General features: G+C 62.7%; 17 protein-coding genes. 9 read left to right on the top strand and 8 right to left on the bottom strand.

The annotated features are described in order from the left end of the window. Window positions 1-28: 28 nt before the first annotated feature. From ACP15I_RS00335 to ACP15I_RS00315, 5 genes are all read left to right on the top strand, one after another. Window positions 29-1,234 (top strand): hypothetical protein, encoded by a 1,206-nt coding sequence (locus tag ACP15I_RS00335; RefSeq protein WP_424973405.1) that lies wholly within the window; start codon window positions 29-31, stop codon window positions 1,232-1,234. Window positions 1,235-1,898: 664 nt separating this feature from the next. Further along, the gene (locus ACP15I_RS00330; protein ID WP_424973404.1) at window positions 1,899-3,080 is read left to right on the top strand and encodes an aspartate aminotransferase family protein; all 1,182 of its coding nucleotides are present in this window, start codon (window positions 1,899-1,901) and stop codon (window positions 3,078-3,080) included. Beyond that, on the top strand, window positions 3,070-3,603 hold the full coding sequence (locus tag ACP15I_RS00325) for a GNAT family N-acetyltransferase (RefSeq protein ID WP_424973403.1): 534 nt from the start codon (window positions 3,070-3,072) through the stop codon (window positions 3,601-3,603). The genes ACP15I_RS00330 and ACP15I_RS00325 overlap by 11 nt, the downstream gene beginning before the upstream one ends. Beyond that, a complete protein-coding gene (argF, locus tag ACP15I_RS00320; RefSeq protein ID WP_424973402.1) occupies window positions 3,600-4,526 on the top strand; it encodes an ornithine carbamoyltransferase in 927 nt (308 codons plus the stop codon). Before ACP15I_RS00325 ends, argF begins: the two co-directional genes overlap by 4 nt. Window positions 4,527-4,587: 61 nt before the next feature. Then, window positions 4,588-4,887, top strand: coding sequence for a hypothetical protein (locus tag ACP15I_RS00315; RefSeq protein ID WP_424973401.1), 300 nt, complete (start codon window positions 4,588-4,590; stop codon window positions 4,885-4,887). 484 nt (window positions 4,888-5,371) lie between these two features. Here the strand turns inward: ACP15I_RS00315 and ACP15I_RS00310 are convergent, their stop codons facing one another. From ACP15I_RS00310 to ACP15I_RS00290, 5 genes are all read right to left on the bottom strand, one after another. After that, window positions 5,372-5,605 carry a RidA family protein gene (locus ACP15I_RS00310; protein ID WP_424974098.1) on the bottom strand — a complete coding sequence of 78 codons (234 nt, stop codon included), beginning with the start codon at window positions 5,603-5,605 and terminating at the stop codon, window positions 5,372-5,374. Between the two features lie 180 nt (window positions 5,606-5,785). Next, window positions 5,786-8,164, bottom strand: a complete 2,379-nt coding sequence (locus tag ACP15I_RS00305) for a 1-deoxy-D-xylulose-5-phosphate synthase N-terminal domain-containing protein (protein ID WP_424973400.1) — start codon at window positions 8,162-8,164, stop codon at window positions 5,786-5,788. Window positions 8,165-8,432: 268 nt separating this feature from the next. Beyond that, entirely contained in the window at window positions 8,433-8,561 is a 129-nt protein-coding gene (locus ACP15I_RS00300; protein WP_424973399.1) for a VOC family protein, read from the bottom strand. A gap of 1 nt (window position 8,562) precedes the next feature. Beyond that, a complete protein-coding gene (locus tag ACP15I_RS00295; RefSeq protein ID WP_424973398.1) occupies window positions 8,563-9,576 on the bottom strand; it encodes a zinc-binding alcohol dehydrogenase family protein in 1,014 nt (337 codons plus the stop codon). A 21-nt stretch (window positions 9,577-9,597) separates the two neighbouring features. Beyond that, window positions 9,598-9,897 (bottom strand): putative quinol monooxygenase, encoded by a 300-nt coding sequence (locus ACP15I_RS00290; protein WP_424973397.1) that lies wholly within the window; start codon window positions 9,895-9,897, stop codon window positions 9,598-9,600. Window positions 9,898-9,989: 92 nt separating this feature from the next. Here ACP15I_RS00290 and ACP15I_RS00285 point away from each other — a divergent pair, with 92 nt between their 5' ends. Next, entirely contained in the window at window positions 9,990-10,892 is a 903-nt protein-coding gene (locus ACP15I_RS00285) for a LysR family transcriptional regulator (protein ID WP_424973396.1), read from the top strand. Window positions 10,893-11,342: 450 nt separating this feature from the next. Then, window positions 11,343-12,032, top strand: a complete 690-nt coding sequence (locus ACP15I_RS00280; protein ID WP_424973395.1) for a deiodinase-like protein — start codon at window positions 11,343-11,345, stop codon at window positions 12,030-12,032. 190 nt (window positions 12,033-12,222) lie between these two features. Here ACP15I_RS00280 and hisH read toward each other — a convergent pair whose 3' ends face one another. The 3 genes from hisH to ACP15I_RS00265 are packed head-to-tail and all read right to left on the bottom strand — an operon-like array spanning window position 12,223 to window position 14,378. Further along, window positions 12,223-12,861, bottom strand: coding sequence for an imidazole glycerol phosphate synthase subunit HisH (gene hisH, locus ACP15I_RS00275; RefSeq protein ID WP_424973394.1), 639 nt, complete (start codon window positions 12,859-12,861; stop codon window positions 12,223-12,225). Between the two features lies 1 nt (window position 12,862). Further along, a complete protein-coding gene (gene hisB, locus ACP15I_RS00270) occupies window positions 12,863-13,450 on the bottom strand; it encodes an imidazoleglycerol-phosphate dehydratase HisB (protein ID WP_424973393.1) in 588 nt (195 codons plus the stop codon). Further along, on the bottom strand, window positions 13,416-14,378 hold the full coding sequence (locus tag ACP15I_RS00265) for a DMT family transporter (RefSeq protein ID WP_424973392.1): 963 nt from the start codon (window positions 14,376-14,378) through the stop codon (window positions 13,416-13,418). Before ACP15I_RS00265 ends, hisB begins: the two co-directional genes overlap by 35 nt. A gap of 141 nt (window positions 14,379-14,519) precedes the next feature. Between ACP15I_RS00265 and ACP15I_RS00260 the strand changes: the two genes are divergently transcribed. Continuing rightward, window positions 14,520-15,815, top strand: a complete 1,296-nt coding sequence (locus ACP15I_RS00260; protein ID WP_424973391.1) for an O-acetylhomoserine aminocarboxypropyltransferase/cysteine synthase family protein — start codon at window positions 14,520-14,522, stop codon at window positions 15,813-15,815. A gap of 473 nt (window positions 15,816-16,288) precedes the next feature. After that, window positions 16,289-16,756 carry a VOC family protein gene (locus tag ACP15I_RS00255; RefSeq protein ID WP_424973390.1) on the top strand — a complete coding sequence of 156 codons (468 nt, stop codon included), beginning with the start codon at window positions 16,289-16,291 and terminating at the stop codon, window positions 16,754-16,756. Window positions 16,757-16,775 lie beyond the last annotated feature (19 nt).

The following is a 16,775-nucleotide window of genomic DNA, read 5'->3' as shown; positions in this document are numbered from 1 at the left end:
TGCGCGCAAGAGCAGCGGCGGAGCAGGCATGGCCATCACGGACGAAGACAGCGCGCGTGCGTGGCTGGAGACCCAAACGGACCAACAGGTTCGCACCGCGTTGGCTGCCCGCGCCGCCTTGCGCGCGACGCCCGCGATTGGGGAAGAGTTTGGCGAGGCTCTTGCATGGGTAGCGTTACCCGTCCTACGAGCGGTAATAACAGCAAGCGTCGCGGCTGTCGTACTGCCAGGCAGAACAGCGCAGACCCTAAAAACGTCTAGCGTGCAGGCTGCTGAAATCGCTAAGGAGGCTGCTGAGTCAGCCTATTCAGAGGCCAATTCTGCCGCAAGATGCTCATCGCACGCAGCTTTTACAGCAAGCGGGTCTAACACTTTATCTTCGGCTTCATCTGCAATCAAATACTCCACGGTTGCGTCATATTTCGACCAAAAAACATATCGTGAGAACAGATCGGTCGTATACTCCGCTTGTGATTGGGACGCTGACTACCTCACGTCAAATCGCAAGGACGAGCCAACTTCAAAATCGATTTTCTATCGGCCTTTATGGCCGTCCGAGGCGTTCAGAGACTTTCCAACGGGCGAACCGTTGGGCTTAGTCCAGCACTACGCCAAGCTCACCGAATTCTTTGATGGCAACCCTGATACTTGGGGCTTCTGGAAGCGCTGGTTGGAGGGGATGCGCACCGGCGACCCTATGGACTGGAGCCTGCAAGAGCAGATTGCGCTAATTGGGTCGACCGATGAGGATAGGTTTTCCGTTTGGGAAGGCGAAAACGCGCCTCAAAGAATTGCGGGAAAGATTGAATTCATTGAAGCGCGCTACGAAGCTGCCAAGGCAAACAAGCGCCTTCAAGCCGCGCTTGCCAAAGCAACACAGTCCAGGTTCGAAGTCGGGGGCAACTTTCCACCAGAGCCACTTGAAGGCGTTTCCACGTCTGTACCGAGTGCGATTTTTAAGTCGCTCACAGAAGCCACGGCGACTCTGTCGGAGGAACTTGAGAAGGAAGCTCCTGACAAAGAAGAGTTAGAAAAAAGTGCCTCTTCTCTCAGAGACGCCTTGCGAAAATGCCGAACCTACCTCGCCAAAACCGCAGACAACGCCGCTCAGAAAGCAGTCGGAACCGCCGCGGTCTCAGGAAGTGCCGAGTTGATTAGCTGGATCTCCGCTAAGCAGTCTTTGATCGGTGCGCTTTTGGATGCCCTCCAAAGACTGCTTCCGCTCGTCTCTTGACACAAAACGCAGCCCCCGACCGAGGGCGGGGGTGAAGCCCCCTTCCGGGGGAAGTCGGGGGCTGCCCGGCGTGCCGCCGGGCGGAACAGGCTGAAGGTCGAGCGCATGCAGGACTGAATTGCCGATCTGGACCAGATGTATCGCCCTACTTTGCCAAATCTCCGATTTGGCAGCGCCCGAACCGCCCCCACGGGGCGGGCGCTTCTCGCCCTCCCCTCGGTTCGGGCGCACCGCGCGGAGCTTACGGGGTCACTCCAAGACACTTGGCAAATCACAGACATCGCCCCGCCGCGCCCCGGCAGGCTCTTTGGGCGCGAAACACTCCGCACTTCCCCGTCGGGCACTTTGCCCGACATGTGCCCGACACTTGCCCGACACATGTCCGACGCCCCGCCGACGGGCAAAATCGGGCACCGAACCACCCCCCACGCCCGCATCTGGCCCCTTGCCAAACCGCCCCGCGCCGGTTTACACGGCCCCCAGAGCAACCACAGGAGACGGCCCCATGGCCCTCACCCTCCGACAGATCCGACGAGACCTGACCCGCGCGTAACCCGCGCGCCCCGTTGCTTTGGGCCTCCATGCCCGCCCCACCATTCCAAATTGACACCGCCCCACGCCATTGGCACCAATGGGGCTCGCCTGTTCCGAGAGGATGTGACCGATGATCCCTGCGATCCTGCCGACCTATAACCGCGCGCCTTTGAGCTTTGTCAAAGGCGAGGGCTCCTGGCTGATCGAGGCGGATGGGCGACGCTTTCTGGATCTCGGCGCCGGGATCGCTGTGAACGCGCTCGGCCATGCCCATCCCCGGCTCGTCGCCGCCCTGACCGAGCAGGCCCGAGCGCTCTGGCATGTCTCGAACCTCTATGAGATCCCGGCCCAGCAGAAACTGGCCGAGATGCTGGTGGCCGAAACCTTTGCGGATACAGTGTTTTTCACCAATTCCGGCACTGAGAGCTGCGAGCTCGCCGTCAAGATGGCGCGCAAGTATTTCCACGATGCGGGCCAGCCTGAGCGGGTCGAGATCATCGCCTTCGAGGGCTCATTCCATGGCCGCTCCTCGGCGGGGATTGCGGCGGCAGGGTCCGAGAAGATGACCAAGGGCTTCGGCCCGCTCCTGCCCGGGTTCCGCCACCTGCCCTTCGGCAATCACGAGGCGCTGCAGGTCGCGATCACCGACCGCACCGCCGCCGTCATCGTTGAACCCGTGCAGGGCGAAGGCGGGATCAAGCCCCTGCCCGATGCCTGCCTCAAGGGGTTGCGCGACCTGTGCGACGCCCATGGCGTTCTAATGATCCTCGACGAGGTGCAATGCGGCGTGGGCCGGACCGGACGGCTCTTTGCCCATGAATGGGCCGGGATCGCCCCGGACATCATGATGGTGGCCAAGGGGATCGGCGGCGGCTTCCCCCTCGGCGCGGTGCTGGCCACCGAGAACGCCGCCTCTGGCATGACCGCAGGCAGCCACGGCTCGACCTATGGCGGCAACCCGCTGGGCTGCTCCGTGGGCTGCGCCGTGCTGGAGAGCGTGACCGAAGACGGGTTCCTCGCAGATGTGCAACGCAAGTCCGGACTGCTGCGTCAGGGGCTTGAGGGGCTCGTCGCCGAGTTCCCCGAGGTCTATGGCGAGGTGCGCGGCAGCGGGCTGATGCTGGGGATTGTCTGCAGGGCACCGAATACGGATGTGGTGCAGGCGGGCTATGACGCCGGGGTGCTTGTGGTGCCCGCGGCAGAGAACGTCATCCGGCTGCTGCCGGCGCTGACCATCTCGGAGGACGAGATCGGCGAAGCGCTCAACCGTCTGCGGGCAGTTGCGGAAACGGTTCGGGCCAATGCCGCATGATTACAGGTTCGTGCCCGTGACCCGGGCGGATTACCCGATGCTGCGCGCGTGGCTGGCCGAGCCCCATATGGGCGGCTGGTGGGGCACGCCGGAGGCCGAGATCGCCCTGATCGAAGAGGATCTCGAGGGCGGGTCCTGCGACATGCGGGTGGTCTGGGCCGACAAGCCCTTCGCCTTCGTGCAGAACTATCCGGTCCGGGCCTATGGCGCGCCGCATTACGGGCACCTGCCCGATGACGCGCACGGGATGGACACGTTTCTCGGGGATCCGGCCTATCTCGGTCAGGGCCATGGCGCGGGCTACCTGCGCGCCCGGGCCGAGGCGCTCTTTGCGGCGGGGATCCCGGCTGTCGTGGTGGATCCCGACCCGGAGAACACCGCCGCGATCGCGACCTATCGCAAGGCGGGTTTCACGCCCGTTGGCCTGCGCCCCTGCGAGGATGGCGCGACCGTGCTGGTAATGGATATGTGGGCCCCCGCTGCGGATGCCGCCCGGACAGATGACAAGAAAGACTTGAAATGACGCATTTTCTCGACATTCACACGACCGATCCGGCGGAGCTCCGGAAGATGATCGACCTGGGCCGGAGCATGAAGGACGCCCGGGCCGGACGCCCCAAGGGCGCGACCGACGACACCCAGCCGTTGGCCGGGCATATGGTCGCCCTGATCTTCGAGAAACCCTCGACCCGGACCCGCGTGTCCTTCGATGTCGGCGTGCGCCAGATGGGTGGGCAGACCATGGTGCTCTCGGGCACGGATATGCAGCTCGGACATGGTGAGACCATCGCGGACACGGCGCGCGTCCTGAGCCGCTATGTGGATCTGATCATGATCCGGACGTTTGAGGAAACCACCCTGCTGGAGATGGCGGATCATGCCACGGTGCCCGTGATCAACGGGCTGACCAACCGCACCCATCCCTGCCAGATCATGGCTGATATCATGACCTATGAAGAGCATCGCGGCCCCATCGCGGGCAAGAAGGTGGTGTGGTGCGGCGATGGCAACAATGTCTGCGCCTCTTTCCTCCATGCCGCCGGGCAGTTTGGCTTCGATCTGACCTTCACCGGTCCCTCGACCCTCGATCCCGAGGATGAGTTCGTCGCCGGTGCCCGCGCCAAGGGCGTGCAGGTCGCCATCGAGCGGGACCCGGATGTCGCCGTGCAAGGCGCGGATCTGGTGGTCGCCGATACCTGGATCTCGATGCATGACAGCCAAACCACCAAGGAGCGTCGCCACAACCAGCTTCGCCCCTATCAGGTGGACCGGGCGCTGATGGACAAGGCCAAGCCGGATGCGCTCTTCATGCATTGCCTGCCCGCCCATCGCGGCGAGGAGGTCACCTCGGAGGTCATGGACGGCCCGAACTCGGTGATCTTCGACGAGGCCGAGAACCGGCTTCACGCGCAGAAGGCCGTCTTGCGCTGGTGTCTGGGGGTCTGAGCGCGCAGGATAGCGGCTGAGACACCTCCAACCCGGGAGACGCCCCTTGAGACCGACAGCTTTGTTCACGACCCTTTCGACCGTTCTGGTTCTGGCCGGATGCGAGACCACGAGCCCCGGCGGTGCCAATGCCGGGACAGAACAGCTGCGGGCGCAGCTGGCACCGGCCATGCGCGACGCGGATGTCCCGGAGGCCTGTGTTCAAAGCCTGTCCCTCTCGGCCCTGACCGCGATCAAGGCCGCGGCCAGCCCCGGCTTGGGGCCGCGCGTTTCGGCTGGCAATGTCGGCCTCGGCAATCCGCGCATTCAGGAAAGACAGCGGATCCAGACCATCGCCCGGCGTGAGTGCCCGGACATCTGACAACCCGCCCCCTCGACGCTGACGGTCCCGAGGGGGCGCCAAAGCCACAAGGCAAACGGCAATGCGGGCGCGTCCGATCCGAGCTTACTCTGCGCCCTGGCTTGTCTTGCTGCGTGTCGCAAGTCACGCGGAAGTCCGGACAGCGGCACTGACTCTCGTGACACGCCCTGTGCCGCGCGCGCTGCCGGGGGCTGGGATTTCTTGGGCACACGGCGAGAAAGCCCGTGTTTGGTGCCTTCGCTCGGCGCATCATTTGGGCTCGACGTAGACGTCAGGCCTGATTGGCTGCATTGCGGGTTCGAGGGTAGAAATGGACTGCCCTTGACGGCGACCCGACGTTGAGAAATCTCAATGGCGTCGACAAGGGTCCCAGCCTCTTCAAGTTCAACGCCAGGGGATCGAACAGTGCTGACCATCTCGGTACGCCCCAGAAGGAGCTGGCCCGCCCTGAGATGCTCGGCTTTCTGGTAAATCCGCGGACGCTTCATGTGTTGATCAGGTGCGAGGCCCCGTTAAGCGCCAGCGGCATATCGACGAAATCAGGCGTAGCCCCACCGGTGCCTTCGAGGCGATGGATACGCTTGATCCTGCCAAGATCCCCCTTAATCGAGCGGAGCAGCGACAGGCCGTTCAAAGCCGACAGTTGGAACGCTTCATGACCTTGCTCGACCGTTAGATCAGCGCCCATCTTGCCCGTGAACTTCAGGTCCCCGGCAATCCAGGGAGCATCCCTGACGTGTAGATGATGGGCCCGATCTGCGTGTGGGTCGCGTAATCGGCGACAGCCTCTGGCACCGGTGGCAAGGCAAGTCCGAGTTCCGTCAGTCTTTCTTCCGGGGTGCCGGATGAGACCTCTCTGAGCTTCATGTTTATGCCTCCCTCTCGCGCGGTCTGCGTTTCATGACATCTGTTGGCCAAGCGGCCTCCCAGCCGTGAGCACCAACACCTTTTCAAGGATGCCCTGAGCGTCGATGCCGTAATGCCGGTAGAGATCGCCGATGGTCCCGGCTTGGCCAAAATGCTCGACCCCGAGCGGCACAGTCCGGTGCCCGGCAACACTTCCGAGCCAAGCGAGCGTTGCCGGGTGGCCGTCGATCACCGTGATCAATGTGCAATGGGGCGGCAGATCGTTCATGAGCCGCTCGACGCAGGAGACGGCGTCCGTGTTGCCCCGGGCGCGGGCGCGCTGAGCGGCTGTCCACCCGGCATTGAGACGGTCTGCCGAGGTCACGGCGAGCACGCCCACGTCTCGGCGTGACCCGGCGAGATGGCCCGCCGCCTTGATAGCCTCTGGAGCCACAGCGCCCTGGCAAGCGATGACGACGTCACAATTGGGACCGGGCTTTCGCAGCCAATAGCCCCCATCGACGGCCCCTTGCTGCCAATCCGGATCAGGTCGTGGCCCGGGTTGCTCTAAGGGCGCGGTCGTCAATCTGAGATAGACGGACCCGCCGGTTTCGTCCCGCAGCCATGTCCGCTCATCCGGGTCCCCGTCGCCGTCACGCTGCATGTAGTCGAAAGCCCAATGCATGATGTGTGAAAGTTCGTCCGCAAATGCGGGCTCAAACGCCGCCAGCCCGTCTTGGGACATACCAATGAGAGGGGTGCCGATGGATTGATGCGCTCCGCCTTCTGGGGCCAAGGTGACCCCTGAAGGCGTGCCGATGATCATGAAGCGCGCGTCCTGATATGTTGCGTAGTTCAGCGCATCCAGACCTCGGCAGACGAAGGGGTCGTAGACGGTCCCGATGGGGATCAGGCGCTTGCCGAACAGGGAATGTGAGAGGCCCGCCGCCCCAAGCAGCAGAAACAGGTTCATCTCTGCGATGCCCAGTTCCAGATGCTGGCCCGCCCCATCGAAACGCCACTTGGCGGTCGACGGGATGCGATGCTCGATAAACGCGTCCGCCTTGGCCTCTCGGGCAAACAGCCTGCGGCGGTTCACCCAGGCCCCAAGGCCTGTGGTGCCGGTCACATCGGGCGAGGTCGTCATGATCCGTGCGGCGAGATCGCTGTCTCCCTTGGACAATTCATCCAGGATCTTGCCGAAAGCGGCTTGGGTGGAGATGTCTTTTGCCGTGTCGATTGCAACCGTCGGCACCGGCAATCGTTCATCCGAAAACCGGCGTGGGCCGGTGTTGAAGAACGGAACCTGTGCGAGGAAGGCCTGCAAGGCGTCCACATTTTCGACGGTGGCGAACGGCTCCCATTCCTGACCCTCGGGAACACCCATCTGGCTTTGCCACTCGGCCATTTGGGGTTTGGTCATCAGACCGCCGTGGTTGTCCTTGTGCCCGGCAATGGGTGTGCCCCAGCCTTTGATGGTGTAGGCCAGAAAACAGGTGGGCCGGTCATGATCAATGGCAGCGAAGGTCTCGGCCATTGTCTCCACGCAGTTGCCGCCAAGGTTTTCCATCAGAACGGCAAGTTGGGCGTCGCTTCTGCGGTCAATCAGGGCAGATACATCGCCCTGATCGCCAAGGTCATCCATGAGCCGTTGCCGCCAAACCGCGCCGCCCATATAGGTCAGCGCCGCGTAGTCCTGGTTCGGGCAGGCGTCGATCCAATCGCGCAGGGTCTCGCCGCCCGGCTCTTCAAATGCGGCCCGTTGAAGCGCACCGTGCTTGACCCGAACGACATCCCATCCAAAGGCATCGAAGATCTTCTCAACCCGTTCAAACAGGCCTTCGCGTACAATCCCGTCGAGGGACTGCCGGTTGTAGTCGATGATCCACCACGTGTTGCGCAGGTCGTTCTTCCAACCTTCCTGGAGGACCTCGTAGACATTCCCCTCGTCAAGCTCCGCATCGCCGACGAGCGCGACCATCCTGCCCAAGGGCAAGTCACGTCCCCAGTCCTTGGCCGCGATGAAATCCTGCACCAACGAGGCCAGGGCCGTGATCCCGACGCCAAGACCCACCGACCCGGTGGAGAAATCCACGTCATCGATGTCCTTGGTTCGGCTCGGGTAACTCTGCACGCCGCCATAGCCCCGGAAGTTCTCCATCTTCTCACGGGTTTGGGTGCCCATCAGGTAGTGCATCGCGTGGTAGATCGGCGAGGCATGGGGTTTGACCGCCACCCTGTCCTCGGGTCGGAGCGCCGAGAAGTAGAGCGCCGTCATGATGGACACCATCGACGCTGACGAGGCCTGGTGCCCGCCGGTTTTGATCCCATCCACCTTGGGGCGAAGATGGTTGGCGTTGTGGATCATCCAATGGCTGAGCCACAAAAGCCGCTGCTCGATCACCTTCAGGTGTTGTACATTCTCAACCACTTATCCGCCTCCCAGGTTTACGCGTTCAGATCAAAGTCAACATGCACGTGGTTCCCGTCCGGGTCGGAGATATGGAACTGGACGCGGCGAGCGCCCTCAACCTCGATCCTTTTGAACCGCGCCCCCTGGTCCAACAGGGTCCCCTCGAAGGTCGAGATGTCCGCCGCCGAGATCGCAGAATGTCCAGCTTCAACGCGGGTTCCGACCCAGCCCGTGCCTGTCCAGTCCCCTCTATCAGGTGAACCACAAGGGCCTGCCCGGCGTTGAGTCAGGCTCCGCCAATTGAAAGATCAGGTCGGGGTCCCAAACGCAGACCAAGGACGGCGCCATACCAGGCTACCATCTTTTCCAGGTTGGCCGTTATGACATTCACATGGTCCAGACGCCGGATCGGCATTTCAGAAGCCTTCCAGCACGATCTTGCCCTTCGACGTGCCGCTCTCCAACAGGGCATGGGCCTTGATCAGATTGGCGGCGTTGATGGTGCCAAAGCTCTCCGCGACGGTGGATTTGAGCCTGCCCGCCTCTGTCAGTGCAGCGACCTCGTTCAGGATCTCGCCCTGCCGGCCGATATCGGCAGTTTCGAACATCGGACGCGTAAACATAAACTCCCAATGGACCGAGATGGCCTTGGGCTTGAAGGGCATGATGTCGAATGTCTCCGGGTCATCGATCAGCCCGTAGCGGCCCTGAGGCGTCATGATCCCGGCGACCTCTGCGGAGTACACATTCGAATGGGTCGTCGAGTAGACGAAATCGATGCTGCCAACGCCAAGCGCCTCGATCTGCGGGCCAAGCGGGTCTGCATGGCTGACGACATGATGCGCCCCGAGGTCTTTCACCCAGGCTTTCGTTTCAGGCCGGGAGGCTGTCGCGATGATTGTCACGTCGGACAAGGCACGGGCGAGCCCGATGGTCATGGACCCAACGCCACCCGCACCGCCAATCACCAAGAGCGTGTTCTGGCCACCCGGGACGGGGCTGTCGATCCGCAACCGGTCAAACAGCATTTCATAGGCGGTGAGTGCTGTCAGAGGCATCGCCGCCGCTGCGGACGTTGGGATTGAGCTGGGCGCTTTGCCAACGATCCGTTCGTCCACAAGATGAAACTCGGAATTGGTGCCGGGCCGATTGACCGCTCCCGCATAGTAGACCTTGTCACCAACCGAGAAATTGGTGACAGCCTCACCGATAGATACAACTTCTCCGGCGGCATCCCACCCCAGGATATCAGGTGTCCCACCGGTGGGAGCACGCCTCTGCCGGATTTTGGTATCCACCGGGTTGACCGAAATCGCGTCGACCCGCACCAACAGATCACGGCCCGTCGCAATGGGCATATCGGCCTCAAAGTCAATCAACGCATCGGCCCGCGTGATCGGGCCCGTCTCGGTATATCCAACGGCTTTCATGATGTGCTCCTGTGACATTGATCAGCCGACAACGCTCATCTCGTTCAACGTAAACTCTTCGACGGCGCCATCGGTCGCTTCCATGTAGGCAGCCAGATGCGGTGCCCCCATATGCGTCTGCCACAACGCGCGGCTCTCCCAGTTTTCGTAGAACAGAAAATGCGCCGGGTTGTCGTTGTCCTGATGCAGGTCGTAGTTGATGCAACCTTCTTCGGCCCGCGTGATGTCGATGAGCTTGAGAAGCTCAGCCTTCACAAGGTCGATCTTGTCGGGGTTGGCTTTGATGTTGGCAACGATGGTCAGCTTGGCCACTGGTTTCATCCTTTGTGTGATCCCTGAGTCAGGAATTTACTTGGCCGATCATTCGGGATAAACAGTCCTCTCTCGAAAACATAATCCGGAAAAATCGGCCAATGCTTCTCGACAATCTCAGGCTGTTCATGACCATCTCTGAGAAGGGCAGCCTTGTGGCGGCGGCCCGGGAAACCGGCATGTCCACGACCACGGTCTCGGAACGTTTGGCGGCACTCGAAGCGCATTACGGCGTGGTCTTGTTCAACCGTACAACACGGTCCATCAGCCTCACCGAAGAAGGCCGGACACTTGTAGACGGAGCCAGATCGGTTCTGAGCGAAGTCGCTGACCTTGATGCACGCATTCGCCATGGGGCCGAGACGCTCTCCGGGCTGATCCGCATCTCAGCACCCGTCGATCTCGGGCGCTCCTTCATTTCTCAAGCCATAGAGAGCTTTACCGACGAGAACCCCGCGGTCTCCGTCGAGCTGTCCTTGTCAGACGGATATGTCGATCTTGTCGGTCAGGGATTTGATCTGGCCGTACGCTTTGGCAACATGATGGACTCAACCCTGAGAGTACGCAGCCTCGGTCGGTTCCAAAGGCTCGTCTGTGCCTCTCCGGCCTATTTGGACAGACATGGGACCCCGGAGTTTCCCGAGGACCTCGTTGGCCATAATTGCCTTGTGATGCGCTTCGGAGAGAGTTTGGACAACGTCTGGGAATTCGGCAAAGGGTCCAAACGGCATCGTGTGACAGTGCGCGGAAGCAGGATTGTGAATGACGGTTGGCTCATTCGCTCCTGGGCGCTGGCCGGACATGGGATCGTCTTGAAGTCCGAATTGGATGTCGCCGACGATATTCGAGCTGGCACCTTGGTTTCATTACTCGCCGAGCATTTGCCGCCACCGAATCCGCTACAGATGATGTTCCCCCCAGCAAGAGCGCAGCCGCGCCGCGTGTCAGCCTTTGCCGACCACCTTCTTGCGTCGGTTCCCTCAACTGAAAGGAACAGCGCGTAGCTCCGGCGCCTAGGTTCCAGAAGACGACGCCAGCACAAGCGCCCCGCAAAGCTCCGGTTGACCTGCAGAATGGCAGTGACAGCTCCGTTCGCAAAACCGTCGCTCGGTCTGAGGATCAGCTTGCTGCACTGCTGCAAGTCCGCTTGGAGCCCAGGGGCACCCATGCTGCGTTTTGCCCACATGTCCACCGAAGGCCCTCCGCCATTCAAAAAAACACTCCAACGGCTATGCGACAAGAGAGCCCCAAGGATCGTCGCCGTTCTGATATTTCCCTGACGGATTACGGCGTTGGGCTGCGCTCCGAGCTTGTTCCATTCGCAATGGAAATCATAACCGACGCGACTGCTGGCGTGTCACGCGAAGACCTAGAGACAACGATACAGACCCTTCGGGCATTCGCCAAAAACTTGGCATGAGCGACATGAACCACTTCCAAGACAGGAGGATGGCATGACATCCTACAACTACGAGTCTTTCTCACCAGACAACTACGACCTGGCGAGCGCTGATGGGCCAGAGGTGGGGCAAAAAGCACCGGATTTCCAACTGGAAACCCCTGATGGCCAAATGCGCAACCTTCTCGACTTTAAGGGTGAGTGCCTCGTCCTGGAACTGGGGAGCATGACCTGCCCCCTTTTTCTGACACGCCATGACAGCATGCAGAAAATCGCGAGCGACTACCCCAATGCCACACATGCAGTTCTATATGTCCGTGAAGCCCATCCGGGCGAAGCAATCCCGGCGCATAAATCAATGGATGATAAAAAGGCTGTGGCTTCAATCCTGAAGACCGAGCTTTATGACCTGCGGACAATTCTTGTGGATGGCGTCGGGGGCGAGGCGCATTTGGCTTACGGAAGCATGCCCAACGCGGTCTATATCATCGACAGCAAAGGTATCGTGCGCTTCAAGGCACCATGGAATAACAGCGCCAGAACACGTCGCGCGCTGGACGCCGTGCTTCAAAACAAACCTGCGGATTTCAAGAGCTACTTCAAACCCGCCAAGCCTGGGGTTGTTCTCAGTACGGCAAAGCGTGCGGGTAAGGGGTCTGCAACGGACTTCTTCCATGGCTTGCCAAGGTTGATCTGGAATGTGCTGATCAAGAACAACATGCGGACTTTCTTGGGACGCTCATAATCCTGGCTTGAGCTGATCTGCGGTTGCGAGCCGAAATTTGGGGTTGGCCACAAATGGCAGCTTGCTCCGTGAGGCAGGCATCGGCAGGCAAAAAAGGCGTCCTACGTCAAGGCGCGGCGGAGGCTTTGGCCCGGCATCGGGATCACTGACATTGGTTTAGGGCCCCGCTCATAGCGCGGGCCCTCGTCGCTCAGGGGCGCCAGGTCAGGAAGTTGCCGATCATCCGCAGACCTGCGGCCTGACTTTTCTCCGGGTGGAATTGCGCGCCGACCAGGTTGTCTCGCCCGACGATCGCCGTGACCGGACCGCCATAGTCGCAATGGGCCAGCAGGGTCGCGGGGTCGGTGACCTGCATGTGGTAGGAATGGACGAAATAGGCATGATCCCCCGTCGCGACCCCCTCCAGCACCGGATGCGGGCGGTCCACAATCAGATCGTTCCATCCCATATGGGGCACCTTGAACCCCGGGTCCGAGGGGGTGATCGGCACCACCTCGCCACCGATCCAGTCAAAGCCCGCCGTCTCGGTGTATTCGCGTCCCGTGGTTGCCATCAGCTGCATGCCGACGCAGATCCCCATGAAAGGCCGCGCCTTGACGGTCACCGCCTCCTCGATGGCTTCGAAGAGGCCACCGAACCCTTCGAGCCCCGCGCGGCAGGCCGGGAACGCCCCGTCGCCGGGCAGCACGATCCGGTCGGACTTGGCCACCAGTTCGGGATCCGAGGTCACCCGCACCTCGCCGCCATCCACCTCCCGCGCCATGCGTTCAAAGGCCTTCTCGGCCGAATGCAGATTGCCGCTGTCGTAATCTACCAGAACCGTCAGCACGTCAGAGCGACCCTTTGGTCGAGGGGATGGCATCGGCCTTGCGCGGATCGGTTTCCAGCGCATCCCGGAGGGCGCGGGCCACCGCCTTGAACGCCGCCTCGGCAATGTGGTGGCTGTTGATCCCGGCAAGCGCCGAGACATGCAGCGTCAGCCCGCCATGGGTCGAGAGCGCCTGAAAGAACTCGCGCACCAGCTCGGTGTCGAACGCGCCGATCTTGGCCGTGGGCAGTGCCACGTCCCAGACGAGATAGGGCCGCCCGGAGATATCGAGCGCGGCGCGCACCAGCGCGTCATCCATCGGCAGAAGGCAGGAGCCGTAGCGCACGATCCCGCGCTTGTCGCCCACGGCCTCGCTGAGCGCCTGACCCAATGCAATCCCCACATCCTCCACCGTGTGGTGATCGTCGATATGCAGATCCCCGTCACAGCGGATCGTCATATCCACCAGCGCGTGGCGGCTGAGCTGATCCAGCATGTGGTCGAAAAACCCGACCCCGGTCTGGTTGTCGTAAACCCCTGTCCCGTCGAGATTGATCTCGACCGAGATGTCGGTTTCAGCGGTCTTGCGGGTGATGGTCGCGCGGCGCATGGGGTGATCCTTCCTTTGCCCCGGCCTTTTGGCATGGGTCGCGCGCGCTGCCAAGCCCGGGCTGCGCGGCCAGGGCCACCCCTGCCACGGCGCAGACCATGCCCGCGACCTGCCATTGGGTCGGCCTTTCGTCCAGCAAGACCACCGCCAGCACCGCGCCGAAGACCGGGATCAGCTGCAAAAAGATCCCCGCCCGGGCCGCGCCCAGACGCTCGATCGCCCGGGCCCAGATCCAGAAGGCGAGGATCGACGCCCCCAGCCCGAGATAGAGCACCGCCCCCATCACCGGCCCCGCAGCGCCGGCGGGCATCGACGCCGGGGAAAGCAGAAAGGGAAGCACCGCCAGCGCGCCCAGCACGGCCTGCACCCCAAGAAGCGACAGGGGCGAGAGCGGGATCCGCCACGCCTGCAGCGCCACGGTGTACCCGGCCCAAATGCCCGCCGAGGCGAGCACCAGAAGCGCCCCGCGCCCCGCCCCGAGGGTCAGGCCCGCGAGATCGCCCCCCGTGACCACCAGCACCGCGCCACCAAAGGCCAGCCCACTGCCCAGCACCGTGCCCCTACAGAGGCCCGCACGCCCGAGCGCCCAGCTCAGCCCGAGGATCATCAGCGGGCTCACCGCATAGATCACACCAGCCTGCTTGGCCGAGGCGTGCTCCAGCCCGGCATAGAGGACAGTGTTTGTCCCGATCACCCCCAGCAGCGCGAGCCCGCAAAGCCGCGCGAGATCGCGGCGCAGGGCCGCGCGGACCGCCACCCGGTCGCGCCACAGGACGGGTGCCAGACACAGCGCCGCGAGGCTCCAGCGCGCGGCATTGAGCCAGACCGGATCGCTCAGGGCGTGCACAGCCCGGGCGGCGACGAAATTCCCGGCCCAGAGCAGCGGGGCGAGAACAAGGATCAGCGCAGGGCGCAGGTCTTGGAACATTGTCGAGCTCAAATTCGGTTTGTCGAAATAACTGGGCCAAACCTGTCTTCCCCAACGTCAGCGCTTCGTCAGCAGGGGCCATTGCCCTGCCCCGCGAAACCCTGCATGGTCCGCGCAAAATCGAATTCGAGGGAGAGACACATGTCCGATGACACGCCGAGCTACGGCTTTGACACGCTGCAAATCCATGCGGGCGCCCGCCCGGACCCGGCCACCGGGGCACGGCAGACGCCGATCTATCAGTCCACTGCCTATGTGTTCCGCGACGCCGATCATGCGGCCGCGCTCTTCAACCTGCAAGAAGTGGGCTACATCTATTCGCGCCTGACCAACCCCACGGTCGCCGTTCTGCAGGAACGCATCGCAACGCTTGAGGGCGGTGTCGGCGCGGTCTGCTGCTCTTCCGGTCACGCGGCGCAGATCATGGCGCTCTTCCCGCTGATGCAGCCGGGCTGCAATGTGGTGGTCTCGACCCGGCTCTATGGTGGCACGGTCACCCAGTTCAGCCAGACCATCAAACGCTTCGGCTGGTCCGCGAAATTCGTGGATTTCGACGATCTGGACGCGGTCAAGGCGGCCATCGATGACGACACCCGCGCGGTCTTTGGCGAAGCGATCGCCAATCCAGGTGGCTACATCATGGATGTGCGCGCCATTGCCGACATCGCCGATGCGGCGGGCATCCCGCTCATCATCGACAACACGACGGCGACGCCGTATCTCTGCCGCCCGATCGAGCATGGCGCGACGCTCGTGGTGCATTCGACCACGAAGTACATGACCGGCAACGGCACCGTGACCGGCGGCTGCGTCGTCGACAGCGGCAAGTTCGACTGGATGGCCTCGGACAAGTTTCCGTCCCTGAGCCAGCCCGAGCCCGCCTATCACGGGTTGAAATTCGCCGAGACCTTCGGACCGCTGGCCTTCACCTTCCACGGGATCGCCGTGGGCCTGCGCGATCTGGGCATGACCATGAACCCGCAGGGCGCCCATTACACGCTGATGGGGATCGAGACGCTCAGCCTGCGGATGGAGCGTCACGTTGAGAATGCCGAGAAGATCGCCAAATGGCTCGAGGCCGATGACCGCGTGGATTTCGTGACCTATGCCGGTCTAGAAAGCTCGCCCTATTACAGCCGGATCAAGGATGTCTGCCCCAAGGGCGCGGGCGCGCTCTTCACCTTCGCGGTCAAGGGCGGCTACGAGGCCTGCATCAAGCTGGTCGACAGTCTCGAGATCTTCAGCCACGTGGCCAATCTCGGCGACACGCGCTCGCTGATCATCCACTCGGCCTCGACCACGCACCGCCAGCTCACGCCCGAGCAGCAGGAAGCGGCGGGTGCGGCCCCCAATGTGGTGCGCGTCTCCATCGGCACCGAGGATGCCGATGACCTGATCGCGGATCTGGATCAGGCCCTGGCCAAAGCGACCGCCTGAGATCGGCCAACAGATTGACCAAAAAGGCCCCGCTTCGGCGGGGCTTTTTCTTGGGCGCATGCGCGGGGGCCTCAGAGGTGGCAGAGATCGGAGCATGTTCGGCGGTCCGATCGCCCGCCGATCCGCGCCATGATCAGGGCATTCCCCCAAGATCCACCGACAGGATCATGGCCATGGCCAGCCCTATGGTCCGTGCAACAGCTCTGCGGTTGATCCTGTCTGGACCGGCGAATGCCGCGCCGTCGGGACGCGAGGGCGACAGGCAGCAGGCCGGTCGCACAGGCACCTATCGCATGGCCTGCGCCATTCGTGACGCGGCTGCCCGAGCCCTCCGCTGCGAGGCATGGTATACGGGGAAGGACCCCATGCAGGCCTTCGCAAAACCGCATTCGCAAACAGATCGAGACGACAAAGCGCGCGCTCCAGGCCGAATTGCGGCAAGACCCGAGGGCGCCAACCCGGAGAGACCCCACATGCCCCACCCGCCCTTCCGCCCCCGCGCCCTCGGGGAAATCGCCATCCGCTGCCGCGATTTCGCGGCCATGCAGGATTTCTATGGCCGCATTCTGGGGCTCGAACGCCTGACGCCCGGCTCACGGGGCGGGCATCGCGCGGGCATCGTTTTCTTCCGGTTCGGAGAGAGCTTCGGCGGCCATGTGGCGGTGCTCGCGCTTTTTGCCGATGAGGCGGGCGGGATCTCCATGTCGCCGGAGCGCCGTTCGACAGAACTAGAGGCCGGGCAACGCTCCTCCCTGCATCATCTGGCGCTGAGCCTGCCCTGGGCCGAGCAAGAGGCCGCGGCAGACTGGCTGCGCCAAGAGGGCTGCGAGGTGCGGTTCGAAACCTTCCAGTGGACCGGCTGGCGCGGGCTTTTCACTCGGGATCCCGATGGCAACACGGTCGAACTGGTCGCCGCGGATGCGGATTGGCACATCTCCTGACAGGATGGCCTTGTCGCGC

Origin of the sequence: Dinoroseobacter sp. S124A (assembly GCF_049801015.1) — a bacterium.
Classification (GTDB): Bacteria; Pseudomonadota; Alphaproteobacteria; order Rhodobacterales; family Rhodobacteraceae; genus Dinoroseobacter.
Note: the sequence above shows the minus strand (reverse complement) of the source record. Positions and strands in the feature narration are given on the sequence as shown.

What these genes read in the sequence shown, in the direction of transcription:
- ACP15I_RS00265 (WP_424973392.1), bottom strand. Translation starts at nt 14,378, where the DNA reads ATGTTCCAAGACCTGCGCCCTGCGCTGATCCTTGTTCTCGCCCCGCTG.
- ACP15I_RS00255 (WP_424973390.1), top strand. Translation starts at nt 16,289, where the DNA reads ATGCCCCACCCGCCCTTCCGCCCCCGCGCCCTCGGGGAAATCGCCATC.
- ACP15I_RS00325 (WP_424973403.1), top strand. Translation starts at nt 3,070, where the DNA reads ATGCCGCATGATTACAGGTTCGTGCCCGTGACCCGGGCGGATTACCCG.
- ACP15I_RS00290 (WP_424973397.1), bottom strand. Translation starts at nt 9,897, where the DNA reads ATGAAACCAGTGGCCAAGCTGACCATCGTTGCCAACATCAAAGCCAAC.
- ACP15I_RS00330 (WP_424973404.1), top strand. Translation starts at nt 1,899, where the DNA reads ATGATCCCTGCGATCCTGCCGACCTATAACCGCGCGCCTTTGAGCTTT.
- ACP15I_RS00295 (WP_424973398.1), bottom strand. Translation starts at nt 9,576, where the DNA reads ATGAAAGCCGTTGGATATACCGAGACGGGCCCGATCACGCGGGCCGAT.
- argF (WP_424973402.1), top strand. Translation starts at nt 3,600, where the DNA reads ATGACGCATTTTCTCGACATTCACACGACCGATCCGGCGGAGCTCCGG.
- ACP15I_RS00285 (WP_424973396.1), top strand. Translation starts at nt 9,990, where the DNA reads ATGCTTCTCGACAATCTCAGGCTGTTCATGACCATCTCTGAGAAGGGC.
- hisB (WP_424973393.1), bottom strand. Translation starts at nt 13,450, where the DNA reads ATGCGCCGCGCGACCATCACCCGCAAGACCGCTGAAACCGACATCTCG.
- ACP15I_RS00260 (WP_424973391.1), top strand. Translation starts at nt 14,520, where the DNA reads ATGTCCGATGACACGCCGAGCTACGGCTTTGACACGCTGCAAATCCAT.
- ACP15I_RS00280 (WP_424973395.1), top strand. Translation starts at nt 11,343, where the DNA reads ATGACATCCTACAACTACGAGTCTTTCTCACCAGACAACTACGACCTG.
- ACP15I_RS00335 (WP_424973405.1), top strand. Translation starts at nt 29, where the DNA reads ATGGCCATCACGGACGAAGACAGCGCGCGTGCGTGGCTGGAGACCCAA.
- ACP15I_RS00300 (WP_424973399.1), bottom strand. Translation starts at nt 8,561, where the DNA reads ATGCCGATCCGGCGTCTGGACCATGTGAATGTCATAACGGCCAACCTG.